The 26,403-nt window shown below is 63.8% G+C and carries 27 protein-coding genes and 1 pseudogene; 3 read left to right on the top strand and 25 right to left on the bottom strand.

The window, feature by feature from the left end:
• Positions 1–21: 21 nt before the first annotated feature.
• The 9 genes from RSE12_14215 to RSE12_14175 are packed head-to-tail and all read right to left on the bottom strand — an operon-like array spanning position 22 to position 8,049.
• Positions 22–657 (bottom strand): DUF6441 family protein, encoded by a 636-nt coding sequence (locus RSE12_14215; protein WRH61526.1) that lies wholly within the window; start codon positions 655–657, stop codon positions 22–24.
• Positions 654–968, bottom strand: coding sequence for a hypothetical protein (locus RSE12_14210; protein ID WRH61525.1), 315 nt, complete (start codon positions 966–968; stop codon positions 654–656). The genes RSE12_14215 and RSE12_14210 overlap by 4 nt, the downstream gene beginning before the upstream one ends.
• 11 nt (positions 969–979) lie before the next feature.
• Positions 980–2,005, bottom strand: coding sequence for a major capsid protein (locus RSE12_14205; protein WRH61524.1), 1,026 nt, complete (start codon positions 2,003–2,005; stop codon positions 980–982).
• A 47-nt stretch (positions 2,006–2,052) separates the two neighbouring features.
• Positions 2,053–2,433, bottom strand: coding sequence for a head decoration protein (locus RSE12_14200; GenBank protein WRH61523.1), 381 nt, complete (start codon positions 2,431–2,433; stop codon positions 2,053–2,055).
• A 41-nt stretch (positions 2,434–2,474) separates the two neighbouring features.
• Complete coding sequence (locus RSE12_14195; protein WRH64830.1) at positions 2,475–3,785, bottom strand: S49 family peptidase; 1,311 nt, start codon at positions 3,783–3,785, stop codon at positions 2,475–2,477.
• On the bottom strand, positions 3,785–5,296 hold the full coding sequence (locus RSE12_14190) for a phage portal protein (protein ID WRH61522.1): 1,512 nt from the start codon (positions 5,294–5,296) through the stop codon (positions 3,785–3,787). The genes RSE12_14195 and RSE12_14190 overlap by 1 nt, the downstream gene beginning before the upstream one ends.
• Before the next feature lie 2 nt (positions 5,297–5,298).
• Positions 5,299–5,514, bottom strand: coding sequence for a hypothetical protein (locus RSE12_14185; protein WRH61521.1), 216 nt, complete (start codon positions 5,512–5,514; stop codon positions 5,299–5,301).
• Positions 5,514–7,565, bottom strand: coding sequence for a phage terminase large subunit family protein (locus tag RSE12_14180; GenBank protein ID WRH61520.1), 2,052 nt, complete (start codon positions 7,563–7,565; stop codon positions 5,514–5,516). The genes RSE12_14185 and RSE12_14180 overlap by 1 nt, the downstream gene beginning before the upstream one ends.
• Positions 7,513–8,049: a hypothetical protein gene (locus tag RSE12_14175; protein WRH61519.1), complete on the bottom strand. Its 537-nt coding sequence runs from the start codon at positions 8,047–8,049 to the stop codon at positions 7,513–7,515. Before RSE12_14175 ends, RSE12_14180 begins: the two co-directional genes overlap by 53 nt.
• Positions 8,050–8,164: 115 nt before the next feature.
• Between RSE12_14175 and RSE12_14170 the strand changes: the two genes are divergently transcribed.
• Positions 8,165–8,389, top strand: a complete 225-nt coding sequence (locus RSE12_14170; GenBank protein ID WRH61518.1) for a hypothetical protein — start codon at positions 8,165–8,167, stop codon at positions 8,387–8,389.
• Between the two features lie 94 nt (positions 8,390–8,483).
• The gene (locus RSE12_14165) at positions 8,484–9,044 is read left to right on the top strand and encodes a DUF3489 domain-containing protein (protein WRH61517.1); all 561 of its coding nucleotides are present in this window, start codon (positions 8,484–8,486) and stop codon (positions 9,042–9,044) included.
• Between the two features lie 13 nt (positions 9,045–9,057).
• Here RSE12_14165 and RSE12_14160 read toward each other — a convergent pair whose 3' ends face one another.
• The 15 genes and pseudogenes from RSE12_14160 to RSE12_14090 all read right to left on the bottom strand — a co-directional run bounded on the left by RSE12_14160 (position 9,058) and on the right by RSE12_14090 (position 23,823).
• Complete coding sequence (locus RSE12_14160; GenBank protein ID WRH61516.1) at positions 9,058–10,062, bottom strand: HNH endonuclease signature motif containing protein; 1,005 nt, start codon at positions 10,060–10,062, stop codon at positions 9,058–9,060.
• Between the two features lie 267 nt (positions 10,063–10,329).
• Positions 10,330–11,592, bottom strand: a complete 1,263-nt coding sequence (locus tag RSE12_14155) for a site-specific DNA-methyltransferase (GenBank protein ID WRH61515.1) — start codon at positions 11,590–11,592, stop codon at positions 10,330–10,332.
• Positions 11,593–11,995: 403 nt separating this feature from the next.
• Complete coding sequence (locus RSE12_14150; protein WRH61514.1) at positions 11,996–12,574, bottom strand: hypothetical protein; 579 nt, start codon at positions 12,572–12,574, stop codon at positions 11,996–11,998.
• A 69-nt stretch (positions 12,575–12,643) separates the two neighbouring features.
• A complete protein-coding gene (locus RSE12_14145; GenBank protein WRH61513.1) occupies positions 12,644–14,284 on the bottom strand; it encodes a type I restriction-modification system subunit M in 1,641 nt (546 codons plus the stop codon).
• Positions 14,281–15,510, bottom strand: a complete 1,230-nt coding sequence (locus RSE12_14140; protein ID WRH61512.1) for an AAA family ATPase — start codon at positions 15,508–15,510, stop codon at positions 14,281–14,283. The genes RSE12_14145 and RSE12_14140 overlap by 4 nt, the downstream gene beginning before the upstream one ends.
• Positions 15,507–16,727: a restriction endonuclease subunit S gene (locus RSE12_14135; protein WRH61511.1), complete on the bottom strand. Its 1,221-nt coding sequence runs from the start codon at positions 16,725–16,727 to the stop codon at positions 15,507–15,509. Before RSE12_14135 ends, RSE12_14140 begins: the two co-directional genes overlap by 4 nt.
• A gap of 34 nt (positions 16,728–16,761) precedes the next feature.
• A complete protein-coding gene (locus RSE12_14130) occupies positions 16,762–19,791 on the bottom strand; it encodes a type I restriction endonuclease subunit R (GenBank protein ID WRH61510.1) in 3,030 nt (1,009 codons plus the stop codon).
• A 121-nt stretch (positions 19,792–19,912) separates the two neighbouring features.
• Positions 19,913–20,113 (bottom strand): type II toxin-antitoxin system prevent-host-death family antitoxin, encoded by a 201-nt coding sequence (locus RSE12_14125; protein WRH61509.1) that lies wholly within the window; start codon positions 20,111–20,113, stop codon positions 19,913–19,915.
• A gap of 24 nt (positions 20,114–20,137) precedes the next feature.
• Positions 20,138–20,836, bottom strand: coding sequence for a hypothetical protein (locus tag RSE12_14120; protein WRH61508.1), 699 nt, complete (start codon positions 20,834–20,836; stop codon positions 20,138–20,140).
• Positions 20,833–21,426 carry a DNA methyltransferase gene (locus RSE12_14115; GenBank protein ID WRH61507.1) on the bottom strand — a complete coding sequence of 198 codons (594 nt, stop codon included), beginning with the start codon at positions 21,424–21,426 and terminating at the stop codon, positions 20,833–20,835. Before RSE12_14115 ends, RSE12_14120 begins: the two co-directional genes overlap by 4 nt.
• 55 nt (positions 21,427–21,481) lie before the next feature.
• Positions 21,482–21,871, bottom strand: a pseudogene (locus RSE12_14110) (DNA cytosine methyltransferase).
• 71 nt (positions 21,872–21,942) lie between these two features.
• Positions 21,943–22,950 (bottom strand): helix-turn-helix domain-containing protein, encoded by a 1,008-nt coding sequence (locus tag RSE12_14105; protein WRH61506.1) that lies wholly within the window; start codon positions 22,948–22,950, stop codon positions 21,943–21,945.
• Complete coding sequence (locus RSE12_14100) at positions 22,947–23,342, bottom strand: VRR-NUC domain-containing protein (GenBank protein WRH61505.1); 396 nt, start codon at positions 23,340–23,342, stop codon at positions 22,947–22,949. Before RSE12_14100 ends, RSE12_14105 begins: the two co-directional genes overlap by 4 nt.
• On the bottom strand, positions 23,339–23,578 hold the full coding sequence (locus RSE12_14095) for a hypothetical protein (GenBank protein ID WRH61504.1): 240 nt from the start codon (positions 23,576–23,578) through the stop codon (positions 23,339–23,341). The genes RSE12_14100 and RSE12_14095 overlap by 4 nt, the downstream gene beginning before the upstream one ends.
• Positions 23,575–23,823: a helix-turn-helix domain-containing protein gene (locus RSE12_14090; GenBank protein WRH61503.1), complete on the bottom strand. Its 249-nt coding sequence runs from the start codon at positions 23,821–23,823 to the stop codon at positions 23,575–23,577. Before RSE12_14090 ends, RSE12_14095 begins: the two co-directional genes overlap by 4 nt.
• Positions 23,824–24,449: 626 nt before the next feature.
• On the opposite strand from RSE12_14090, the gene RSE12_14085 reads away from it, so the two are divergent.
• On the top strand, positions 24,450–25,052 hold the full coding sequence (locus tag RSE12_14085) for a hypothetical protein (protein ID WRH61502.1): 603 nt from the start codon (positions 24,450–24,452) through the stop codon (positions 25,050–25,052).
• 3 nt (positions 25,053–25,055) lie between these two features.
• Here the strand turns inward: RSE12_14085 and RSE12_14080 are convergent, their stop codons facing one another.
• A complete protein-coding gene (locus RSE12_14080; protein WRH61501.1) occupies positions 25,056–26,327 on the bottom strand; it encodes a site-specific integrase in 1,272 nt (423 codons plus the stop codon).
• Between the last annotated feature and the right edge of the window lie 76 nt (positions 26,328–26,403).

Here is a 26,403-nt window from a genome sequence, read left to right as displayed (position 1 = left end):
AAGACTGGAGCCGCAGGCCTCTCACCTTGGCGAGCCTATTGGTGCCCACCCCGCTATGATCCGCCCTGGCACGCCGTCGATGGCCCGCACGGAATCCCGCGCCAGATCCAGTCGCTTCCTCAGCTTGACCTGCGGAACCAGTAGGAAGATCGGCACGGTAGTCAGCCCGCGTCTGGTCTTCGCTCGCGATGCAACGGCGCGGCCCTTGCTGTTCAGCCGCCCCTCCGCCACCAGCAGGCTCGGCCCGCGGCGTCGATAGACAAACCGCAGGAGCAACCCCGTGCGGCGTTCCCATTCGTCGGGAGTGATACGGCCACCTTTCGTACTTTTCCCCGCGGCTGGGGTGGGGATGGCCAACCAGCGGCCTCCTTTTGCCCTGATCAGCGGCCCCGCATCATGCGCGCCGACGATCACCGGCGCGTTCGACCAGACCAGCGCCGCGGCGTTCAGACTTTCGCCGCCCTTGGGATAGGTGGCCAGCCGGATCGAGTTGCCGAGCCGGGTGCCAAGCCCCGCGCCGGTAATCTGGCCGCGCCAGGCGGATTTCAGGCCCGCACCCGCCTCGCGCATGGCGGTGGTGACGGCCTTCTCGCCCGCACGGATTTCGGCGGCCAGCATTGCAACGATGTCAGGATCGATCTCGAGCTTAAGCTTCATGCTGGCCTCAGGTCGAGGGTCCAGATCAGCCGTTCCCGATCTCGCAGCGGTTCCCCCTGGATCACATGGCTGTCGGCGCCGATGACGATCACGTCGCCCGGGCGCGGGGCGGGGAGGTCGGTCACGCGCACATCCACCACCGTCGTCTCACTGACGAAGCGCCCAGCGCCGAAGTCTGTGACGCGGTCGGGCGCGCGGCGGATGATGCGGATCGGCCGTTCCTCGGATGTCGTGGCCGAGATCCAGAGGGCCGGGACCGCCATGGAGGCTTGGATGAAGATGCGGTCCATGGCGGCGGCGAAGACAGACATGGGTGGGCCCGTCAGTTCGAGCTGTGGATCCGCACGGCCAGCCGCGGCCGCTTGTTGACCGGTAGGATCGAGGCCTCAGTCATCACGTCGATCCAGCGGCCCTTCTCGTCGAGGTGCTGGCGGGCGTAGAGCGGCAGGCCGATGGTGTTGGCGGTTTCCAGAAGGTTCGCCGGGCCGCCATAGGTGGTGAAGGTGTCCATGGTGCCCAAGGGGAAGGCGACGCCCTCGTTCGCCGGGACCAGCCGTTCGGTCGCCTTCGTGGAGAGGGTCACGGTGCCGGAGTATTCCTCGAACAGGATCCCGCCGAAGGGGAAGTTGCGCCGCACATCCTCGCGCAGCGGCTGGGCGCCGGTCGAGGCGTAGAACTTGTAGGCTTCTTCCGTCTTCGGATGCGCGATCAGCTTGTCGAAGAATTCGCGGTTGACCAGCGCATGTACGCTGGTCATTGCCTCGCCCAGCAGGTTGTCCTCGATGGCGCGCAGCACCTCGCGCACCTTGCCCTGCACGTTCGTGCCTGCGGTACCGAGGACGAAGTCGACCGAGATCTGCGCGAGACCAAACTCGGTGAAGTAGTTGTAGAGGGTTGTCCCGGAGCCGTCCTTCACGATGCCGCGGAGCGCATTCATCTCCATGTATTCGCGGGTCTGGGCGTGCTTGCGACGCATCAGGAGCAGCTTGCGGTTCATCACCTCGACGAGGGGATCGGCGGCATCGAACGCGGCGCCCAGCGCGGGGGCGCCTTGGATGTCGGCAGGGAGGACCACATCGTCATGCGGGATCCACGGCAGGGCGAAGGACCGCATGGACCGACCCTCGCGGGTTCCGACCGTGGCGGGGCCGCCGAGCGGGACGGAAGGCAGCAGGCTGAGGACGCCTTCGTATTGCTCGATGATGACCGAGCGCTGGCTGACCCCTTCGAAACGGAAGAGGCCGATTTGGGCGAGGCGGGTATAGAGGTTGGGCAGGATGTTGATGGCCTGCGTCATCTCGGCCAGCGAATAGCCGCCAGCGTCGAAGGGATTGCGGACGAGGGTCATAGGGTGCTCCGGGGGATGAGGGGAGGGGCGCGGCTGGCTAGTTGGCGTCAGACGCCATCGCGGGCGATGATGCCTGCTGCGGCCAGCTGGCCGATCTTGGTGGTGATCTTCGCCGCGTCATCGACGGTGGCGTCATAGGCGAGCTCTGCACGCGAGACGATCGCGGGGCCACGGGCGACAACAATGCCTTCCGCATCTGCCAGGGTTGCATCCACGGCATAAAGCAGCACAGCGGTGGCGGTCTGGGCGCCATCGGTGCCGCCGCTGGTGGCGAGCTTGTACTTACCGCTGGCAGTGATGCGGCCGAGGACAGAACCCACCGGGTAGGGCATCCCTGCGGCCAGAGTGATCACCTCGCGGGTGTAGTTCGGGTTGACCTCATATTTGAGGACATCGCCCATGTTGGGCGGTTTTGTCAGGACGGGCATTGTTCAGTCTCCAGGATGTTGGGGGATGGGGAGCGCCGGGATCAGCGCGAGGCGGCGGCGGATTTCTTGGCGGCCGCGACGATGGGGCTTTCCTTGACGCCCGCCGCGGGGGCGGTGGCGATGATGCCCGCGGCGTCACTGCGTGCTGCGAGATCGGCCAGGACCTTGGCGCGCAGGGCTTCGGGCTTCACGCCCTTGGCGACCGCATCTGCAGCGTCGATCTGGATGCCAAGGCGCGCGGCCTGCGCGCAGACCTGCGCGACCTCGGCCGCTTCGGCCCGGATTGCTTCGGGAGGCATCGCGGCCGCCGCGGTTTGCGGCGGTGCGACTGGCGCGGGCGGGGCCGGTTCCTGCGGGGTGCTGGCAGCTGGCGCGACCGGAGACTGTGCATGATCTTCGGGGGCGGTGGTCATCATCGGGCCCTTTCCTCTGGGTGTGGATGTGCCGCGAGGTGCGGCGGCGAAAGCACGGAAGGCGGTGACGGGATCGGCCACCTCATCGGCGAGACCGGCGAATACCGCCGCCTCGCCGCGGAACACGGCAGCCTCGGTGCCCAGCGCCCGCAGGGTGTCGAGGCGGCGGCCGCGACCTTCGGCGACGGTTTCGGCGAAGAGCTGGCGCAAATCCTCGAGTTCACCCGCGATCCGGGTGCGGATGGCCTCGGGCAGGGGCTGATAGGGGTTGGCATCGACCTTGCGGGCCCCGGCATGGATCAGCGTGACGGCTATCCCCTTCTGGTCCAGCGCCCCGCTCATATCGCTATGCATGGCCACGACGCCGATGCTGCCGACCGCGCCGGTGCGGGGCAGAATGATCCGGTCGGCCTGGGAGGCGAGCGCATAGGCGGCCGAGAGAGCGTGGTCGGCGACGAAGGCCTGCACGGGTTTCACCTGACGCGCGGCTCGGATGCGGTCGGCGAGGTCGAAGGCACCGGCCACCTCGCCACCGAAGCTGTCGATGTCGAGGGCAATGCCACGGACCGCGGGATCGGAAAGGGCCGCCTGCAACTGCGCCGCGATCCCCTCATAGGAGGACAGGCCGGAGGATTGCCCGATCCAGGCCCCGCGATGCACCAGCGTGCCCGCAATCTCGATGACAGCGATCCCGTCCACGATGGCGAAGGGCTGGCCACCGTTTCGCGCCTGGCGATTGGTCAGGTCGTCGCCGAAGAGTGACGCACGGGCGGGCAGGGTGGCAGCAGCCTGATCCGCGGGATCCACTGCCATACCCTCGATGCTGATCTCGCCGCCGGTGATCCGCGGCCCAAGGCCGGTCAGGAAGGCCAGCGCCTTGGCGGGATCAACCATCAGCGGGGTGTTGAAGACGCGCTGGGCGATCTGGGTGTGGTGCATCATGCGTCCTCCGCGGGCCTTGGTTCCCGGTCCTCGTCGTCCTCTTCCGGATTGCCGTCCTCCTGCGGATCCTGCCGCTGGCCCTCGGTGTCACCGGGCGCAGCGCCACCCTCTGCCGCCTGTGCGGGCGATCCCGGCCGCCGGAAGTCGAGGCCGAGGTCCGCTTCGCGCTTGCGTTCCGCCGCGATTTCTCGGTCGACCTGTTCGGCGTCATAGCCGCGCTCGGCGATAGCCTGCGTGCGGGATTTCAGTCCCGCCTCGATCTGGAGGATCTCGGCCGACGCATCCTTGGCCGGATCGATCCAGTCCCATTTCGTGGGGAGCCAGTCGCAAGCGAGCCAGGCGCGCCGCTCCGTCGCATAGCCCGGCAGATCGATGGCGCCTGCCAGCACCGCCATGTCCATCCAGCGCGTCCAGACGGCGCGGCAGAGCTGATAGACCATCACCGAATGCTGGAAGGCCGAGGTGCGACGCCGGAAGTCGACGAGGGCAATCCGGGTGTTCGAGAAGTTGCCCTTGGCGGTGTCGCCGGTCAGATAGCCATAGGGCACGCCCAGCGCCGCGCCGATCTGCAGGAGGGTGCGGTACTGGAACGGCTCATAGGTGCTGCCGGAATCTGGCGTCGCTGGCGTGGTGACATCCTCGCCCGGATCCAGCCGCACCACTTGGCCGGGCTCCACCTCGAGATCGTCCTCCGCCGGATCGAGGGCCGTTTCGGGGGCGGGGGAGGTGATGAACATGGCGAACATCGCCGCGGTCTTCTTTCGCTCCAGTTCCGCGTCGTCGTAGAGGTCGAGGGTAAAGAGCTTCACCACCGCTGCGGCGAAGCGCGACACGCCGCGCAACTGGCCCGCCTCGACGGGGTCGAGGATGTGAATGACCTCCGAGGCCGGAACGCGCACCGTTTCCCCGGCCAGCCCCGGATCGGTCATGTCCCCCGGATGGCGACGCAGGAAGTGGTAGGCCACGCGGCGCCCGATGCCGTCGAACTCGATCCCCTGCCGGATCGATCCCGCGCCTGGAAGAACGCGTGTATTGTCCTGGGGCAGCATCTCAGAGGGCAGCATCTGCAGCTGCATCGGCACGGTCAGTCCGTCCTCTGGCCGCCGTGCGCGGATGCGCAGGAAGACTTCGCCCGCCAGAAACACCTCGCGGGCCGCCCGGCGCTGGAGGCCGAAGAAGTCGGTCAGGCCCTCGGCATCGGCCTCGTCGGTCCAGGCCAGCCAGAGTTTCTGCAACTCCTCCTTCTTTGCGGCATCGGTAATCTTCGACGAGGGCTTGATCCCATCGCCGACGACGTGGTTCGCGAAGGCATCGACCGCATTGGCGGCATAGCCGTTGTTGCGCACCAGCCACCGCGCGCGGGCGGTGATCGTCTCGCCCGAGGCGGCGATCAGCGTGTTCACGTGCGCCCGGGTGGCGCGGAACCCGCGCATGCGGCGGTGGGACTGTGCGGCGTCGAAGCCACCGATGATCGACCCGAGCCGCGCGCGGAAGGCGTCGAGCACCATGGTCACAGACCCTTCGTGGCCACGGTGCCCCAACGACGGCGGCGGGTGGAGGTGCCGCTGGCCGTTGCAATCCGCGCCTCCAGATCCCGGATGGCCGCCGCCAGTTCGGCGTCCGAGCCATAGGTTACCGTCTTGCCGTCGTAGCTGACGCTGCGCAGCCCGGCGAAGCGGGCTTCTTGCAGCGCTGTGAGCAGGGCCTGCATGCGTTCCAGGTCCATCAGTCCCTCATGAAGTTCGGGGTGTAGGCCCGCCGTTTCCGGCGTGGCATGGTCAGGGTTCCGGCCTTGGGCTGCGCCGGATCGGTTGGTGCAGGCGCTGCGGCGACGGCCGCGGGCATGCGCGTTTCGACGCCCGCCTGCGCTTCCAGCCGTCGCCAGGTCGCCTCGTCCCACCGGTCGGCACCGAGGATCCACGCGGCGGCGCGGGCATAGACCCGGCAGTCGAGCGCCTCGTTCCGCTCGCGCATCTTCTGCCATTCCTGATGGGCATAGCCCCGCTTGTTGCGGATGGTGACCAGCTGCTCGGCCACCAGCTGTTTCAGCCATTCGGTGTCGGCCCAGCTTGGGATGTGCACTGTCCCTGGCGCATCAAGGATGCCCAGCGCGCGATCTTCGTCACTCGGCCGTTCGATCCGCAGGAAGCGGTAGGTCTCAGCCTTGAAGGTCGCGGTGGCCACCGACCAGAGCCGGGCGCCGCGGCGCAGGCGTTTGCCGCCGATGGTGGCATCGACGAAGGTCGGGCCCGAGACCGGCGCCGACCGGTTGAAGCCTTCGAGGCCCTTCAGGGGCGCCACCTGTTCGAACCCGACTGTGCGCGACCAGGCGTAGACCGCCGCTGCTTCATAGCCGGTGTCGATCCCGAGCCGCGCCACGGTCATGAAGGCGCCGTTGGCATGTTGCCACGACCGACCAAGCAGCGCCGTCAGCTTGTCCCATGCGGCGGGATCGTCGGGCCCGCCCGGAATGACGATGTGATCGACGAGCCAGCTTTCCAGCCCACGGCCCCAGGCCCAGATGTCGACCTCGATCCGGTCCCTCTGGACGTCAACGCCCGCGGTCAGGAACAGCCCCGCCATCGGCACGGTGCTGGGCTTCCATGCCTCGCGCCGATCCGCCAGCCGCTGCCATTCCGGCGCATCGCCGCTTTCCACCCATGTCTCGCCAAGCAGCGTGTTGCGCGCGGCGCGCAGCGTCTCGTCCGACCCTTGGGCCGCCAGCCATTCCCGCGCGACGTCGGACCAGCTTTTCCAGCCCAAGGGCGAATAAAGCGCCGAGAGGTGGAAACCGATGGCCTTCGGATCCTTGGAAACCGCCGTCGCCCGCCATTCGCCGCGGGCCAGCATCTCGGTCTTGTGGTGCTCGGCGATGGGGCGTTCGCATGCTTCGCAATGGTAGGCGGCCGTTTCCGGCTTTCCCTTCGCCCAGCGCAGGCGGTCGAATTGCAGCCACTGCATCGCGCCGCAATGCGGGCAGGGCACGAAGTAACGCCGCTGGTCGGAAGCCTCGAACTCCCGCTCGATCCGGCTCAGCCCACGGATCGTCGGGGTCGAGACCATGAACACCTTGCGCCGGTGCGAGAAGGTGGTGGTGCGGGCTTCCGCCAGCGTGACCGGATCGCCTTCCTCGTCGGCCGAGGCCGGATAGGCATCGACCTCGTCGAGGAAGACATAGCGCGCGGGCATCGACCGCAGGCCGGTCGCGCTGTTGGCCCCGGTCAGCACCAGGATGCCGCCGGGGAATTCCTTCGACAGCATCGAGTTGCCCGCATCGCGGGATCGGGCCGGGTTTACCCGTTCGCGCAGCGCCGGGCTGTCTGCGATCAGCGGGTCCAAACGGCCCCGTGACGTCCGCTTCGCCAGTTCCAAACTCGGCAGCACCGCCAGCATAGGCCCCGGCGCATGGTGGATGACGAAGCCGATCCAGTTGTTACCGGCCTCGGTGGCCCCGACCTGCGCGGCCTTCATGAAGGTGATGCGCTGGGCGGGATGGCCGGGCGAGAGCGCATCCATGATCTCGCGCAGATAGGGTGCGCGGGCGGTCCGATAGCGCCCCGGCTCGGCCGCGCCGCGCGACGAAAGCCAGCGATGCTGATCCGCCCATTCCGACACGGTCAGGTTCGGATCGGGTCGTAGTCCCTGCCGCCAGACCCGCAGCAGGTCCTCGGCGCCGTCGAAGCCAAGGTCGAGGTCGGCCGTCAGGTCGTTGCCATAGTCCTCATCATGCAAGCGAGACCCGGAGGTCGGCGAGGGCGTCGAGCTGTTCGCGGACATGGGCTTCCAGCACCCTCTGCATGATCGCGCTCTCGATCGTCACCGATGCCCCGGATTGCCGTTCCACCTCCGCCATGATCTGCGCCGCCATCAGTGCGGCCACCCGTCCCGGCCAGGTCACCCAGACATCCCGTTCCTGCCGCGCCAGGCGGAACACCAGTGTTTCCGCCCGCGCGCGGTCGACCAGTGTGCCCTTCTTCTTCTGGACCGCCAGCTGGCGTTCCTGCGCCGCGTAAACCGTCAGTGCCGTGCGCGCCTTGATGTAGGACGTCGTGTCGCCGGGGCCGCTGGCCAGCCCATCCCCACCCAGACTGCGGCGCTGCTGGTCGGGGTCGGTCATCTCCGCCCGCCGCACATCCGAAGCCGCGGCGTTGATCGACCCGTCGTCGTGAACCACCAGCCGCCCATTCTTGCGCGCCTTCTGCACCCCGCCGCGGGACAGGCCGGAGTGGGCCGCATACTCGCGTTCGCTCATGCCCTTCATGGCGCAGATAGTCCGATCAAGCTGATGATATCGCTTGGTATTCTGTTGATTAGAGGGCGCGACAGAGCGAGTCTGATCGCGAGGAAACGATGCAACACACCCAAGGAACCCCGCCATGACCCGCCGCGCCGCCGAGAACGACAAAGCCGTCGACGCCTTCATCGCTGCCAAGGCCGAGATCGACACCATGCTGGAGCGCCTGAAGGCCTTGAGCGACGACCACTTCGAGACCCACCCCGATGAGATCCATTGGGGGCATGTCGGGACGCTGAGGCACTACGCGGGCCTGCTGCGCCAGATCACTGACAGCGCCTTCAAGGAAGGCGAGCGCGCTGCCTGACGCGCCAACACGCGCGACGGTCGCCCCGTTCGATGACGGGGCTTGCCTCCGTAAAAGGCGCGCACAGCGCGCGCCACATCGCCCCGAGGCCCCGATGACCAACTTATCTGACACCCAGTCCCTGATCCTGTCCCGTGCCGCGACACGGCCCGGCAATCTAGCCCTGCCGCTACCCGAGGGGCTGGTCGGCGCTGCCGCAAAGATGGTGGTCGGGAAGATGATCGCCCGCGCCTGGCTCGAGGAGGTTGAGGCCAATCTGCGGCGTGGAGAGCCGATGTGGCGCGAGACGGGCGACGGCCACGGCACCACGCTGATCGCGACCGAGACCGGGCTGGAGGCCATCGGGATCGAACCGGTCGTGGCCAGCGCTGTCGTCCGCGCGCGGAAGGCGAAGTCAAAACCGCTCCCAGCGCAAACGCCCTACGACACCGACTCGGCGAAACCCGTCGCCACCCGTGCTGGCACTAAGCAGGCGCAGATCATTGCCATGCTCCAGCGCCCCGAAGGCGCGACGGTCGCCGAGATGGTCGAGGCCACCGGATGGTTGGCGCACACGGTAAGAGGCTCGATTTCGGGGGCGCTGAAGAAGAAGCTGGGTCTGCCCATCACCGCGGAGAAGGTGAAGGGCAGGGGGACGGTGTATCGGCTTACCTGAGGTAGCTGATGGATCAGCAGTAGTCGTCCATGCAGTCGTCGTAGCTTTCGCCGGTCAGTTCACAGAAGGTCTTGAGGGCCCCCTGGAGGGTAAAGTACTGGTGTTCGCTGCGGTGGTAGAAGAATTCGCCGCGGACACCCACATGCGCCACAGCCCAGCCCTTGATCGCATGATCGCTTGGATCGTGCGTAAGGACCACGAGGCTGTCCTCTGTCATGTCATGCTGCACGACCAGACTCTGGTAGATATGGTTTCGTGCGAAAACACGGCCAAACTTCAGGTTCTCCGCGTAGCGTTGCAGGGCGTCTTCGGTGACTGCCTCCGGACAAAGAGGGAATTCTGTCGGCACCTTCCATTTTACTTGCACGACGGACGGCGTCAGCGATTCATACTCTTCTGGCGGCGGTTCATAGCTCGCCCGCTCTCTTGTTCCATAAAGCCACTCGCCCAGTGCGCCGCCGCTTGGGACAGCGCCACTCTTCGCCCATTCCTGCAAACGTGCCTTTGTGGCTGCAGCCTCGTCCTTCGACAAAGTGCGCATCCAGGATATGTCAGGAAACGCCTTATCGGTTTGGACCCGGGTGGGGTCAGCGAAGAAGGCTTCAATCGAACCGTAGACCAGTTCGATGCGCCGAGCAGAGATTTCGTTGAGTAGCACGTTCTCCAGGCGGGTGACCCACCGCAGGTTTTCCGGTCGATTGTTCGCCCTGTTCGTGTCGATGTGGTCAACGACATGACGGTCAGTGGGCGGCTCACCGTGAAACGCCCAGCAGACAATCCGATGAACGGGCACGCCGCTCAGATACATGTAGCCAGTCGACAACCCTTGCCGCCCAAAGGTCCATTGGTCATCGAGCGGTCTGGTCTTCTGCCGTTTCTGGGGCAGGCGATGCGCAGAACCATTGTCGCGAACCCGATATCGCTCGCCCCGGTATTCGACCTCGACCTCGCGTTCGAAGTCCTCGAGGATTTGATCGGCTGTGCCGTTGCGCGGGGACGAAAGAGAAAGGCTACGCATCAACTGCTCCGGGGAAACTAGACCATTCCTGTACTGAAGGCGGTAGGCCGATTTCCCATTTTCCTTCCGGACCAATATTCGCAAGTTCGGGCCAACTGGTCAATCGCGGCTCGCTCCGCCACGAGGCATGGGACAGTTCATCCGAACCAGACCATGCTGGTAGTGATCTTTGCGATTTGGTCAGCATCGAGCCACTTGGATAACGGGCGTAGGGGTAGAGGCGGGCCAGCGGCTAATGCTCGATCCGGCAGGGCAGAAGAGGCGCGTTCATGCCGCGAGCCGCTTAGTTTTCAGGGCGGCAAAGGTCTCGCCGGTTTCCACCAGCATTGCCTCGGCGCCGGAAAACGATTGCCAGCGTTCGATGGCGACGTCGACATAGGCTGGGTTCAGTTCGGCACCTAAGCAGACCCGGCCCGTCGTCTCCGCGGCGATCAGCGTGGTGCCGGATCCCATGAACGGTTCATATACCGCCTGGCCTGGGTTGGAGTTGTTCAGGATCGGCCGCCGCATGCATTCGACCGGCTTCTGCGTGCCGTGCACGGTGTCGGCGTCCTGATCCCGGTTGGCGATGGCCCACAGTGTCGTCTGCTTGCGGTCCCCCGCCCAGTGACCCTTGCCCTTGGCACGCACGGCATACCAGCAGGGTTCGTGCTGCCAGTGGTAGTCGCCCCGACTGAGGACCAGCCGGTCCTTGGCCCAGATGATCTGCGACCGGATCGCGAAGCCCGCGGCCGCCAAGCTGTTCGCCACAGTTGCCGCGTGCAGAGCGCCGTGCCACACATAGGCGACGTCGCCGGGGAACAGCGCCCAGGCCTCGCGCCAGTCGGCACGGTCGTCGTTCAGCACCTTGCCGGTGCGCTTGGTCTTCGCAGCACCTGCTGCATTGCGCCAGGAGGGATCGTACTCCACGCCATAGGGCGGGTCGGTGACCATCAGCAGGGGACGCACATCGCCTAACAACCGCCCAACCACATCGGCCGCGGTGCTGTCGCCGCAGATCAGGCGGTGCGCGCCCAGCTGCCAGAGATCGCCCGGCACCGACACCGGCGTGACGGGAAGTTCCGGAACATCGTCCTCGCCCTCGACCGGGCCGTCCCCACCCGGCGCCTCGGGATCCCGAAGCAGCGCATCCAGATCGTCGTCACTGATGCCCAAGAGAGTCAGGTCGAAATCCTCGGCCAGCAGCCCCGCGATCTCGTCGCGCAGCAGCGCCTCGTCCCATTCGCCCAGTTCGGTCAACTTGTTGTCGGCGATCCGGTAGGCGCGGCGTTCCGCCTCGTCGAGATGGCTGAGCCGGATTACCGGTACCTCGGTCAGGCCGAGCAACGTGGCCGCAAGCACCCGGCCGTGGCCCGCGATCAGCTCGCCGTCGTCGGCAACCATGCAGGGAACGGTCCAGCCGAACTTGGCCATGCTGGCGGCAATCTTCGCCACCTGGTGGTCGCCGTGCATCTTGGCATTACGGGCGTAGGGGCGCAGCCGGGCAATCGGCCAAGACTCAACTTGGCTCGGCGCAAAGACGAGGTCCATGGGATGGGGCTCGGGATGTGGGGGAGGAAAATGAAAAGCGCCCGCGAGGGGTTTCCTCCGGGCGCAATTCTTCGATGATCAAGGGGTAGGTCAATGGGGGCAGGTCTGTCAACCGGAAAAGTGAAGCGGATTCAACAGCTTCTGACGAATTAGCTTGCCTTTCTGGCTTCTGGCCCCCTGGCTTCCCCGGAGGTGGCTTCCCTGGCTTCCCGCCGGGAATCCACCCCGGCCAGATCGTGATTCCGCAAGCCGCTGATCTGACTCAAGAATTCCGGCATCAGCGCGCAAGGTGGCTTCCGCCTGGCTTCCCCGGTGAAAACGCCTCACGCTAGCGAACCGCCGCGCTGCGCCCCCCCGCATACGTTCAGGGCCGGGGAGGAACCAGAGGAGGGGGGGGAGGTAATCAGCCAAGGCGAAAGGCAGGCTTGGCCAGAACACGGGCTGCGAGGCTGATCGCAAAATCTGCATCGCGTCGGATCAGCACATCGGGATGCGCTCCACCGTCGAGAGATCGGCGTTCAAGATTGCTTACATCGTCTACATGCCGAAAATGGGAAAGCGGATTTCGAAGGCTCATGAGGCGCTCCAAGTCCTTAACGTCATTATCTGAAACCACATCCCGCTCCCTGCAAAGGCGCAGGGTTTCGCGAAACTGGATGCGCTCAGGGATTTTATCCACCAAGAGACCTGCATGAAGGTACGCAGCTAGCACCTGTTCCATCATGCCTTGGCAAAGAAGAACTGTTGCAACGAAGTTCCCGTGCACATAACAGTCTCGCGCCTCTAGCCAAGCGAGGTATGCCGCAGGCCCACCAAATATCATCGTACCGCGTTTTCCCATCGCGCCCGATAGATCAGCGAGATGGCGTAGCCGGGTGATTTTTCCGTCGAGGCCGTCGTGCAAATCTGCAAGTAGATGGCGCATCAAATCGAGATCGCACAGGTCAGACAGCAGGTCTTGTTGGTCGCTCTCCCCATTCATTTTCTACATGACCTGACTTTTGCTGTGTTTCTGACGCTCAGACAGCGCGGAAACCCCGAAAGGTATACTTCATTCGGTCCCTGGAAGAACTGGAAGCCCTAATTCCCGAAGAAACGAGTTGTGCTTCGACGTCGCTTCCCGAATTTGGTCCTCGATCGCGACCAATTCCTGCTGCGTCGCATCGAGATCGATTTCAGCCTCGGCCACAGCGGTGCTGATATATCGGGAGATGTTGAGGTTGTAGCCTTCCTCAGCGATGTGCTCCATGCTCACGCGCTTGGAGTAGCGGTCCTCCTCCTTGCGGAACTGGTACGTCTCGATGATCTTTTGAATGTCGTTCGGCTTGCCATCTGCCCCTTCCCGCAGACGGTTCTGCCGCTTCCCCTTTTCAAAGTGCTCGGCCGCGTTGATGAAGAGCACATCATCCGGCTTCTTGCACTTCTTCAGCACGAGGATGCAGACCGGGATGCCGGTCGAATAGAAAAGGTTCGCGGGCAGGCCAATCACGGTGTCGATGTGACCATCCTTCAGCAGTTTGGTGCGGATGCGCTCCTCTGCCCCACCTCGGAACAGCACGCCATGCGGCAGGATGATGGCCATCACCCCCTCATCCTTCAAGTAATGGAAACCGTGCAGGAGAAAGGCGAAGTCTGCGGCTGACTTAGGCGCCAGCCCATGGTTCTTGAACCTCACGTCGTCGCTCATCGCTTCAGTCGGCTCCCAACGGAGGCTGAAGGGCGGGTTGGCCACGATCGCATCAAACGAAGGTTTTTTGGCAGGGTTCAGCTCTCGCAGGATGTCCCAGTCATTGTTCAGCGTGTCGCCATGGTAGATTTCGAACTCCGTGTCTTTCACGCCGTGCAGCAGCATGTTCATGCGAGCGAGGTTATAAGTGGTGATGTTCTTTTCCTGCCCGTAGATCTTCCCGATGCCATGCGGCCCCATGCGCTTGCGCACGTTCAGCAACAGCGAACCGGAGCCGCACGCGAAGTCGAGCACACTTGCGAGGCGCTCTTTCTTTCCGGTTGCCGGTTCCTGGCTGTCTAGCGTCACGATCGCGGAAAGGATGTCAGACACCTGCTGTGGGGTATAGAACTCCCCAGCCTTCTTTCCCGAACCGGCGGCAAACTGGCCGATCAGATATTCGTAAGCATCGCCCAGCGCGTCGACGTCGGATGAAAAATCGGCGAGCCCATTGGCGATCTCGGTGATGATGGCGCAGAGTTTGGCGTTGCGATCAGCATAGGTCCGCCCAAGCTTTTCAGAGCCAAGATTGATTTCCGAGAAAAGCCCCCCGAACGTGCTCTGGAAGGACTCGTTCTCGATATATTTGAAACCTGCCTGCAGCGTGTTCAGCAGATCGTCGTTCTGGGTGCGCGCCATGTGGGCGATGCTGGTCCAGAGGTGCTCCGGCTTGATGACGTAATGCGCCTTGAGGCGCATCTGCTTTTCAAAAGCCGAAATATCGTCGGGGTTTTGAGCATACCACACTGAAAGGGGCGAGCGCCCGCTATTGCCGATCGTGTTGGGATCCGGGTAGTCGCGCCCGAGCTCCTTCCTAGCGGCCAACTCGTAGTTGTCCGACAGATAACGCAGGAAAAGGAAGGACAGCATGTAATCGCGGAAATCGTCCGCGTTCATCGCCCCGCGCAGCGTGTCGGCGATGTTCCAGAGCGTCTTGCCCAGTTGCTTTTGGATTTGGTCGTTCATTGTGCTGTTGCTTCCTGGGGGACGGGCGCTGGCGCCGGGGCGGGATGTGGGGCCGGAGCGGCGCCCGGAAGGTGAAACTCGAACCGCGTGACGAACTCGCGCAGAATGCGGCGAAACAGTTCCTTGTTGTCCTCGCCCATCTCTGTGGGTTCGTGGATGGCATAGGCCCCGTGGCTCAAAAGGTTCAGGGCACGATTGAACAGCGCCCTGTCTGCGTCGGTGTCGAGAGCCTTCAGGCAAAAGGCGATGCTCGGATGGCCGAAGAACGATGCTGTCTTCTCCATGACACTGCGCAGGGCATTGAAGTGGAAGGTGTAGAGCTTGCCCTTCTTCGGATCAGCCGCGCGCTGCAATTCGGCGAGCGTGGCCACATGGTGAAAGAAGGGCGTGTCTTCCGTCGCCTGAAGCGTATAGGTACCGTCGCCACTTGGCCGGTGCAGGAAATAGCGCCGATGGTCGACCGAAGGCGCGTCATCGATCTTCCGACCCACTTCGTTGCACATGACGTTAAAGAACAGCGCATGGTGCGAAGAGAAGATCACCTTGATCGGGGCAGGCTTGCCGTCGGCGTCTTTCCGTGTGGCCGCGCGACGGAGGAGCTTGGCCAGGTCGCAGGCGACGGAAATCGCGTTGTTGTCGTCCAGCGACGAGATCGGATCGTCGATATAGAGGTACTTCTTCCCCTGATAGGATTCATGCCCATCCAGCATCCGTTCGCAGATGGCCATGAAGATGCACCAGATGAAGATGTTCTGTTCGCCCCGCGACACCTTGATGTTGGCCTCGTCACCCTTGCGGAAGCTGACGAAATCTGGCTTGGAGATGGTATCCTTTCCCTGCTGAACGTCCTTGTAGGTGAAGTCGAACTCGAAGTCGGCGTATCGGGAAAGGTAGCGGGCGATGGTCTCGTCCAGCGCGAGTTCCGTCATCGCGTTGAAGAAGGACGACTTCTCGTTCAGCTGAAGACGGCGCACGCTGTCGCCTTCGAGGTCGTTCTCCCAGACGAACAGATCCTCGGTGAAGGCGTTGAAATACAGCGTGTCGGGCGTCCCGGTCGGGTTCTTCTTGGTCTTGCGCTTGCCCGCGTCCTTGAACTCCATCGACAGGCGGGTCTTGCCGGTGCGGTTGTAGGCATAGATCAGGACTAGCGAGACAGGCCCCGTCGGATTGGTCAGATCGTCGCGAAGTCTGCCCACCAAGCTTTTCAGGTTCTTGTAGGTGCTCATGCTTCATCCTCCCTGACTTGGGGGAAAAGCTGCTGCATCAGGGCCTTCTTGTGGGTCTTGAGGGTGTCGAGCTTTCGGGTCTCGGCGGCGATGAGATCATCGAGGGCGGTGAGGCAGTCTGCGATGCGCTGTTGCTCCGCGAGAGTTGGAGGAAGAGATAGGCCAATTTCAGCCAAGTCCGACGCGTTGATTGCAGGGTAACTGGACCCTGTGCATTTCGCGACGACCCTACTGACAAACGTGTCAGTGTGAACACTCTGATACAGAAAGCGACTACTGAACTTTGCTCTAATTTGTGCATATCCTGTGGAAGCAACGTAGGCATGATCGTCGCCAAAGTCGCAAAATAGATTGTTTTTCTGATAGGGACGAACAATTTGGAAGATTATGTCGCCCTCGCTCAACAGCCTTTGCGCCCGACTTGGCGCGTCAACTCGAGCAATTTCTGTTTTGGCTGTGAGCCTGCCTTCTACGACTGAACCAAGGTCGATATATACAAACGATTCGGGAATCCCGCTGTTTGGTGGGTTAATTGTAGCGACGGCTCTCAAAGGTCTCTCAGCCCACTCTTCCATGCTTTGAAATTCGGGGAAGCGGAGGCGAGGTTGGGTTTCCCCTTCCTGCGGGAAGAGCTGCTGCATCAAGCCCTTCTTGTGGGCCCTCAACGTCTCCACCTTCCGCCCCTGCGCGGCAATCAGCGCGTCCGCCGTGTCCAGACATTTGGCGATCCTTTGTTGTTCGGGAAAAGACGGCAGCGCCAATTGAAGGCGCGCCAGGTCCTTGTAATAGATGCGAACGCGAACGCTTCCGTCGCCCTTTTCCGAGACAAAATTTTCCCACGCGTCGGTGCGCCGGAAGTGATCGAGGTAAGCAGGATCGAGCCTGTGCGGGCCGCTGCTCTTGCATTTGAAAACGACATAGTCAGGGCTGACCAGAACGTCGTCGTCACCTTGCCAACGAGCAATTGAGCCGATGTTAAGTCGCATCGGATTGTAGGCGAACCAGTCCTTTCGCACGAACTTGTACCGCGCCGTGTCAGCGGCGACGATGCGTTCCTCCATGGGCACAATGCCCTCGACCTTGGATACCCCCATGATTTGTGCAGTGGCTTGGCCGGAACCGTTTCGCTCTGTGCTTTCGGTCGTGGCATCCGCCAGGTGCAGATACTGCACTGGATGGCCAGAAAACTCTGGAAAACGCAGCTCGGGCTCCAACACTGACCCGCCTCCCGCTGCCGATGAGGATGTCACCTCATTGCTCATAGGCACTGAGCCCCGAGATTTCGCGCCCAGCGGCGCGCTTGAGCAGCAGCGGCATCAGGTCAGCCATCAGGTCCAGTTCCTTCACCCGTCGCGCCTTCCAGTTCAGGTCAAGGGGCTCCATCAGATCGGTCAGCGCCTCGCCGTCGAAGATCATGCGTTGCAGGATCGTATCGACAAAGCCTTGCAGCGCCTCGGTCGCCAGCCCGTGCTTGCCCGCGATGCCAGCCAGTTCCGCCGCGTTCTTCTCGGCCTTGAAGCGTGTGTAGCCTTCGCGGATGGCCTTTTCGCTGAGGCCCTGGCCCTCCTTGAGGGTGTTGATGTAGGCCGCGATATCCTCCCGCTCGTCCATGAACTTGGCGTCGGACTGGATCAGCCCGATCAGCTCCTCGCGGCTCATCTTCTGCTTGCCGGGTGTCGCATCGGAATAGCGGGCGATCAGGCCCATGATGTAGTCATAGTCGATGACGGCCGAGGCGAAGAGGACGAACTCAAAGTCCAGTTGGTCGGCGTCCTGGCTGGGTTTATCCGAGGCCGTACCCTGCTGGGCTCGAAGGCGCTGGGCTGTTTCCAGATAGGCGCCGCGGAAGCCAAGCAGGTTGTCACGTGGCAGAACCTGTTCGATGGTCTTGCGGTTTTCGTCGGTAAGGTCAGTGTACTGGTCAAGTTGGGTCTTGAGCCGCTGGACCTCTTTGAAGTGCTCAATAAACGCAGCACGTGCCGCGTCGCCTTTGAGGTTGGGCACGGCTTCCGGGGCGCAGTCGAGGCCCTGCGATTTCATGAAGGTATCAAGCTTCTGGACGGCGGTCTCCAGCTTTTGAATGACCACTGGTGCCTTGTCGACCAGCCAGATTTCGCGGGCCTTTTCGGCGGCGGCTTCGCCCGAGAACAGCGCGATGGCCGCATCGACCGCGCCCTGCTGCTGCCGGAAGTCCAGGATGTTGCCGTACGGCTTGGTGGCGTTCAGTACTCGGTTGGTGCGCGAGAAGGCCTGGATCAGACCGTGATGCTTCAGGTTCTTGTCGACATAGAGGGTGTTAAGGAACTTGGAATCGAAGCCGGTCAGCAGCATGTCTACGACAATCGTGATGTCGATCTTGTGGTGTGGCTGGTTGGGGTAAGCCTTTCTTAGATCGGAATCCGGCCATTGCTGATCTTTGATGCGTTTCTGCACGTCCTGGTAATACAGATCGAATTCGCTGATCTTGTGGTTGGTGCCGTAGTGGGCGTTGTAGTCGGCGAGGATGGCCCTAAGCGCCTCCTTCTTTTTCTCCGGCTCAACCGCGTTGTCTTCCTTCTCCTGTGGCAAGTCTTCCTGGATTTGCTTTACGTCAGGATTGCCCTCGGCGGGCGGGGAGAAGACGCATGCGATGTTCAGAGGCTGAAAGCTGGGATCCGTTGCCAGCTTTTCGGCCTGAATCGTTTTGAAGAGGGTGTGATACTCGATGGCGTCATTGATCGACGAGGTGGCGAGCAGGGCGTTGAAGCGGCGCTGACCGGTGGCCGCGTCGTGTTTCGTGAGGATCGCATCGATGACCGCCCGCTTGGCCAGTGGTTCACCCGGCTTCGGCAACGTTTTGCCTTGCGGCTTGAAATAGTCGACATGGAACCTGAGGACGTTTCCGTCCTCGATGGCGTGTGTGATCGTGTATGTGTGAAGGCGCTGCTGGAAGAGGTCTTCCGTGGTCTTCATGCTGGCTTGGGTGTCTTCGATCTTCTGCTGGGCAGCGTTCTGATCGAAGATGGGCGTCCCGGTGAACCCGAAGAGCTGGGCGCGCGGGAAGAACTCCTTGATGGCCTTGTGGTTCTCGCCGAACTGCGACCGATGACATTCGTCGAAGATGAAGGCGATGCGCTTGTCGCGCAGGGGTGCCAGTTGCTCCTTGAAGGTCTTCTTTCCGTCCTTCTTCTGCTGCTTGTTGCGCTTGCTGTTTTCGTCCAGCGCGAGGCCAAGCTTCTGGATCGTGCAGACGATGACCTTGTCGGCGTAATCGTCCGACAAAAGACGCCGAACCAGGGAGGCGGTATTGGTGTTTTCCTCGACGCAGCCTTCCTGGAACTTGTTGAACTCCTCGCGTGTCTGGCGATCGAGGTCCTTGCGATCCACGACGAAGAGGCATTTCTCGATGTCGGGATTGTCCTTCAAGAGCGTTGACGCCTTGAAGGAGGTGAGCGTCTTGCCGCTGCCCGTCGTGTGCCAAATGTAGCCGTTGCCGCAGTCCTGGGCGATGGAGTCGACAATCGCTTTCACCGCGTAGACCTGATACGGTCGCATCATCAGCAGTTTTTGCTCGCTCGCGACCAGAACCATGTACCGGCTGATCGTTTGGCCGAGCGTGCACTTTACAAGGAAAGTTTCGGCGAAACTGTCGAGATGGACGATCTTCTTGTTGTCGACGTCTGCGAACTCATAGACCGGCAGAAAGCGCTCCTCGGCATTGAATGCGAAATGGCGCGCGTTGTTGTTCGCGAAGTAAAACGTCCGATCGCGGTTGCTGACGATGAAGAGCTGCAGGAAGCACAGGATTGTCTTGGTATAGCCATTCCCAGGGTCGTTCTTGTAATCGACGATCTGCTCCATCGCGCGACGCGGGCTGATGCCAAGGGTCTTCAGTTCAATCTGAACAACCGGCACCCCGTTGATCAGCAGAATGACGTCATAACGGTGGTGGCTGTTGTCCGTGTTGATCCGGAGCTGGTTGACGACCTCGAAGGAATTCTTGCACCAATCCTTGATGTTCACGAGCGTGTAGTTCAGCGGCGTGCCATCATCGCGAGTGAAACTGTTCCGCTCGCGCAGGGTTCGTGCCGCCGTAAAAACATCCGGCGTGACGATATCATCGTGCAGCCGCTGAAACTCGCCATCGGTGAGCTTGACGCGATTCAACTCTTCGAATTTTGTCCTGAAGTTTGCCTCCAAAGTGGCCCGATCACGAATATCGGGTCGATACTCGTACTTAAGCTCTTTGAGCTTCGCGATCAGGGCATCTTCAATGTCGCGTTCGGGTCTGTTCGTGGCCATCGCGAGACTCATTAGCTATCACGCCATTCTGACAGAAGAAGTTTCCTGCCTGCAAATTGTGCAGGTGCGTGGTTTGGAATATGCAGAATCGGAAGCATTTGAGATCTTTGAATAGCCCGGATCATTGATCTGTCCCGCTAGTCTTGCCCGAGCGGAAATTCTCATTAACCATTTCAATGTCCGTTAACCGCTCGTATTCCTCGACAGCAATTACCACGACGACGGCTCGACCATGCTTTGTCACCGCCACCGGCTCGGCTCGGGCGAGATCAATCAGCCGCCCGAACTCGTACTTTGCGTCCTTCGCGCTTAGGGTTCGCATTTCCTCGCTCCCGGCCTGTGGCCTCTATCTTTTGGCCATTTTGGCTGAATTTAGCAATGGTCTATCGCGCCAAGGTCGCGCCTTCGGCATCGCCCCTGTCACCTCTACCTCCCTGAGCATCCCGCCCTCGGTAAGCCCCTCCCGCACCCAGCCCAGTGCCTGCCACCAGTCGTCATAGCCCCGCCGGGCGGTCTCGATCTGATGGGGGTGGGGGGAGAAGGTGACAGGGCAGGCCAAGATGTCCATGGTTTTCCATGTCGCACGGGCACCCGCGCCACGCACACGGATGCGCTCGGTCCCTACGACGATTGCGCCCACATGCATCCCATGCTGGTTCTGCTTGACGATGGTCGGCACGCAGCGCGGGACGGCGCCGGGCATCCAGTCCGGGGTCAGCCCGGCGCGTGCCAATTCGGCGACGCGGATCGCCATCCGCTTGCCGCCGAGGCTGTCGGGGATCCCGGCGACGGTGGCGGCGATCACTTCGGCGTCCTCGTGGGTGTAGCCGCCGATCTTGTGCTGGCCGCCGTCGATCTTGCAGCCCAGCACGGCCCGTTGGAGGAGGACGTATTCCAGGCCGAAGCCGAATCCTTCCTCGGTGACGTCCGGAGGCAGGGGCAGTTCCAGCTGCGCCTGTTCCACCCGGAACGCCCATTCCAGCGCAGCCTGCACGCCCAGCGCACGCTTGATCCTGGTGCCGCAGACGCGGCCGTGGAAACTCATGGCTTCAATCCTTCAAGGAAATCCATCTGGGCTGGGCGCTGGGCCGCATCCGTCGGCCGCCAGATCCACGGGCCCGAGGCCGTGGACAGCTGCGAGAGAGCGCCACGCATATGCTGCTGCCAGAGGGTGAACTCCGTTGCCGAGCAGGCGCAGAGCGCGTGCCCGATGGGCCAGCCCATCAGCCATCCGACGAAGAGCGGATTCAGCCGCCGCCGCGACCGGCTCTTCAGGATCCGCCGAGAGACGGCGCGCCCATGCGAGGCAATCATCGAAGCCCAGAGCGGGCGCGAGATCGGGGCGTGCGGTGAGGACCGCGTCCCATCCGGCAAGGTCGCCGGGGCCGGGCGGGTGAAGCCCTGCTCCGCCCGGTAGTGCAGCAGGTCCATCCGGGACTTGCCGTCGGTGCGGGTGATGCTGGCCTCCGAACTGCCCTTCCAGTTCTGTGCTGCCGGTGTGGGCCAGTGGTTCGGCAGGGCTTTCGCTATGTCCAGCGCCAGCGCTTCGGCGTTCTGGGTGAACCGCAGTTCCGCGACAGCGAATTCGCTGTTCCCGGCCGGGTTGTAGCGGCCGGTTTCGGGATGCAGGCTCATCGGTGTGGGCCAGGATGAAGATGCGCAGCCGCTCGTGCGGCGCGCCGACCTCTGCCGCCGAGAACAGGCCCGCCGCAGGCGTGTAGCCGAAGCCCCAAAGCTCTCGCAGGACGGTCTCGAGGCCGAGGATGACGTGCCCGGCGACGTTTTCGAGGAAGACCCATTCGGGGCGGCATTCGCCGATGACGCGGGCGACGTCGGGCCAGAGGTGGCGAGGATCGTCGGCACCGCCGCGTTTGCCCGCGGCGCTGAAGGGCTGGCAGGGATATCCGGCGAGGACGGCATCGAATGCGCCGCGGAAGGGCTGGGCGTCGAAGCTGCGCAGATCGGTCCAGATCGGGGCCGGGGCGAAATAGCCTGCGCGCTGGGCGGCAATGAGGACGGCGCGCGGCCAGTCCTCCCATTCGACAAAGGCGCGGGTGTGATAGCCGGGCTCGGCGAGCATGAGGCCCAGATCAAGGCCTCCGCCGCCTGCGCAGAGGGACAATCCGTGCCGGGGACGTGACACCATGCCATTCACCGCACCCCGCGCTCGCGCAGGCGCTCGGGTGTCACGAGGCCCCTCGCCAGCATGGCATCACGCATGGTGTTGCTGATCGCGCTGACCGGCAGGTATCGGTCGGAGTTGACGAGGTCGGCGTAGAAGGCGGGCAGGTCCGTGATCGGCTTGGCGGCCGGGGCAGGGGACGCTTTCGGTTTCCGCCGCTTCCGGCCCGCATCCTCGACCTTGCGCTGGGCGGCCCGTTGCATGGCGCGGTCCAGCGCCTTCGGGCCATCGGGAGGTTCGGGATGCTCCTGGCGGGAGGCCTCGGCCGCGGCGATGATCTCCGCCTCGGTCAGCCCCAGCTCGTCGCGCCAGCGCTGGACGTGCAGCCGGGGTGGCCAGCCTTGCCACCAGCCGGGCAGGGCGGCGGGCTCAAGGCCCAGTGCGTCGAGCAGGTCCGCGAAAAGCTCATCGGAGATCGCCTCGCGCGCCTGCGCGCCCTCCTCCTCCTTTACTGGTTTACTTAGAGGTTCCCTTACAGGGTTAGTGTCCGAATTCCGGACACGGCTTTCGGCATTTTCCGGACACGGGTCGGCCGGAAAATCGGACACGGCTTCCGCGCCATCCCCGTGTCCGAAATCCGGACACGGCAGAGCGTTAACCGCGGCATCCAGGGGCGAACCCCCTGCCATGTCAGCACATTCCGCATCAGTCGGTTCCCCGTGTCCGATTTCCGGACACGGCACCACAGCCACCGGTATGAATCCAGGCTCGAACCCCAGGATGTAGCGGGTCGGCAGCTGTCGCTTGGTGACGGGATCTAGCCGCGGCACGCGCCGTAGCAGGCCCACGGCCTCCAGCTGGCCGAGGTGGTCGTTCAGCGTGGAGCGGCTGATCTCGCAGTCATGCGCGAGCCGGTCCTGCGAGGGGAAGCAGCCGTAGTCCGGGTTGAACCGGTCGCAGAGATGCCAGAGCACGATCTTGGTCGTGGGCTTCAGCCCGCGCTGCTTGATGGCCCAGTTGGTGGCCTCGTGGCTCATGGCGCTGGCCTCCGCGGGGCAGGGGCGATGCGCGTGGTGAAACCGTGGTCCGCCAGCGCGCCCAGCGCGTCATCAAGGCTGCGCACCAGTGCCCAGCCGAACCCCTCCGCCTGCACGGCGTCGCGGAACGCCTCCTGTTCCGGCCGCAGACGCCCCTTCGGAGCTTTCAGTTCGAGGAACAGGATACGGCCCTCGCATAGGACCATCAGATCGGCGAACCCGGCATGGACGCCCATGCCGACAAGGATCGCCTGGCGCTTGGCCCCGCGGGGCCCGGCTTCGGTGATCTCGTTGGCGCAGTGATGGATGATCGCCGAGCGGGGCAGGGCGATGCGGAGCGCCTGCACCACGGCACGCTGCAAATCGGCCTCGGGGGTGCCACGCCGCATCATTGCGCGGCCCTCCCCTGATCTTCGCGCTGGGCGCGCCGCACCGGCCGCCGCGCGTCAACGACCACGAGCAGGCACTGCGCCTCTGCCCGTTCGGCCGAGGTCTCGCCGTGCTGGGCGAGCACATTGCAGGCGAGCCTGATCAGGAGATCGCTATGATGCGCGACATCGGCGATCACGGCGCGCGCCTCGGCCACGCGGTCGGCGGGCCAGGCGGAATTGTAGGGCTGGATGGTCATGACCGCCCCCGCGTCTTGCGCACCGGATGGGCCTGCTCCTGCGACCGGATCCATTCCTGGATGGCGGCGCGGCGATAGAAGGTCTTTCGACCTATGCGTGTGCAGGGCGGCCCCTGGCGGCGGGCTTCCCACCGGGACAGCGTATCGGCCGTCAGGCCCAGCGCCCGGGCCAACTGCTCTCGGCTGATCCAGTCAGCCAGCAGGTCGGGGATGTCTTCGTCGAGATCGGTCTGGATGTCCTTCATGGGCTGCTCCGTTGGCCTTTCGCCCCTCTGGCGGGGGCTGGGTCAGCGAAGCAGAGCGCGAGGGCCGGAAGACAGGCGGAAGGTGGAATTGCAGGCCGCCGCCCCGTTCCACCCCTTGTTTCATTGGAGTTTCGCGACCCAAGACGAGCCAGAGTCCTCGCATGCAACCGCCTCCGCGGCCGTCATCCGAGCCGGTTCCGGGCGGCGATCCATGCGCATGTGTCACCACTCTCTCCGGGGAGGGCCGATTGACCGGTGTTCGGACGGATTCGCCGGTTCTGTCGGGGCCGGAATTGCCGGAATGGGTCGTTCCGGTCGGGTTCCGCAGGCGCTCACCGATATCCACCGAAACTCTGCCGACGACGGTCGAAGCGCACGGGATACCTGTTGCAGACTCGCTCATCGGCTGAGTAGATTCGCCGTTGAGCAGTCCATAAGAATCGAAAAGACGAACGCAGTCGGATGCGCACGCCGGTCACGGTGTGCCTCTGGCTTACAGGCGGTTTTCCTCGACGACGTGCTCTGAACCCTGAGTCAGCCCACGTGCTCGGCACGGCGGGTCATTTGTAACCTGCATGCCGACGGCCCTGGCCGAAGGATGCTGCATGTCTGAAAGGAGTTTCCCGATGCCACTGCCCCCCGTCGCATTCTTCTCGATCTACGAAATCGCCGTGCGCTGGGGCTGTCACCCGGCCGATGTGGCGGGCTGGGCAGCGGCAGGACATCTGCATGTCGTGGCGGGCATCCCTCCGGTCGTTTGCGGTGACGAGACGGCGGCCGGGATGGTCCAGGTGCCGATGGCCGAACTGATGGGGATGTTCCGCCGGATCGGTCCGAGCGATGAGCAGGCCAGGCTCAGGCGGGTCATGCCGCTCGGCAGCAAGGCCTGGCTCACGATCACCGACCCGGCCGAGGGCTTGCTGGTCCGGTCCTCCGACCTGCTGCTGGACGCCGGAACGCTGCAGGCCTTCGAGGAGGAGCGCGATCTGCTGCGGCGCCCGGCATCCACCATCGGCGCCAGCCCGCGCTACGATTGGGACGCGATGTATGCGTGGCTGACTTGGTTCCTGTTCGAAAAGGGCGTGCCCGACACCCAGACCGCGCTTGTCACGCTGGTGCAGGACTGGTTCGTCCAGAACTCGAAGTCGGGCGAGACGCCGGATGAGAGCACCATCCGCAAGCGGCTGTCCTCACTCTGGCGCAGGCTGCGCGGCGAGGATCCCGCGTGAGGGTCAAGCCGATTTCGGCAGGTCGGTCTCCTCCTGCGCCGCGTCATGCACAAGCCGCGGCCGCGGACGCAGGAGACTTGCCACCGTGTCGACGCCCGCGCGCAGGGGGGAATCCATCAGGTGCGCATAGCGCTGGGTGGTCTGCATCTGGCTGTGGCCCAAGAGCTTGCCGATCATTTCCAGCGATGCGCCGCCGCTGACCAAGAGCGAGGCGAAGGTGTGGCGCAGGTCGTGGATGCGGACGTCGGGGAGCCCCGCCTCCTTCTGCACCTTGGCCCAAAAGCGGCGGATTTCCCGGACGGGCTGGCCGACGGTGTCGCCGGGGAACAGCCACGGATTACCGCTCGGCACCGCCTGCTGGCGCAGCCGCACGATGGCCGCCACATCCTGCGAGATCGGCACGCGGTGGATCTTGCGCTGCTTGGTGGTCGAGGCGGGTTTCGACCAGATGGCATAGTCGAGGTTGAACTGTTCGAACCGCGCCGTCCGGACCTCGCCCACCCGGGCGCCGGTCAACATGCACATTCGGATGATCGCCGCGGCGCGCTGATCCTCGGCGGCATCCAGCACGGCCGCCAGCCGTGTCAGTTCCTCGGGCGACAGGAAGCGTTCGCGGGCATGTTCGATGCGCCGATGGAACCCCTGCGCGGGGTTGTCCGTCCGCCATTCCCATTCCACGGCCAGTGTGAACATCTTGCGCAGCACCTCGCCCATGCGGTTGGCGCGGATCGGGGTGGGCTTGTGACCCTGCAGCTTGCGAGCCCGGTTGTTGGGCTTCGCCTTGCACGGTCGCGGACGACCCTCGGCCACGAAATCGAGGAACTTCGCGACGTCCGACTTGGTGATCTCGGTCACCAGCCGGTTGCCCCAGGCCGGTTCCACCATCTTCTTCAGCATTGAGACCTGGTCGCCCGCATTCGTCTTGGCCAGTTTCGGCAGATGCTCGGCGATGTAGCGGTCGATCATGTCCGTGACGCGCGGGGCCCCGCGCCATTCATCCCGCGCCGCTAGAGGATCCTGTCCCTCGTCGATGGTGCGGCGCAGTTCCTTGGCGCGTTCCCGCGCGGCCGTGACGCTCCACTCTGGCCAGCGCCCGATGGTCATCCGTCGCTGCCGCCCGGCGTGCCGGTAGTCGATGGTGAAGGTCCGCGCGCCGGAAGCCTGCACGCGGGCGGCAAAGCCGATCACGTCCGTGTCGAAGATCTGGTAGCTGACGCCCGGCTTGGGTTCCGCCTCGCGCAGGGTTTTCTCATTCAGTTTCAGTCGTTTGACCATCCATCCCGCCTCCTTGCCCGACGACACAGGCGTAGACCCGCGCCACTATCAAGTCGGACCACGGGGCAGGGACCGG

It is taken from the genome of Fuscovulum sp. (assembly GCA_035192965.1).
Classification (GTDB): domain Bacteria; phylum Pseudomonadota; class Alphaproteobacteria; order Rhodobacterales; family Rhodobacteraceae; genus Paragemmobacter.
Note: the sequence above shows the minus strand (reverse complement) of the source record. Positions and strands in the feature narration are given on the sequence as shown.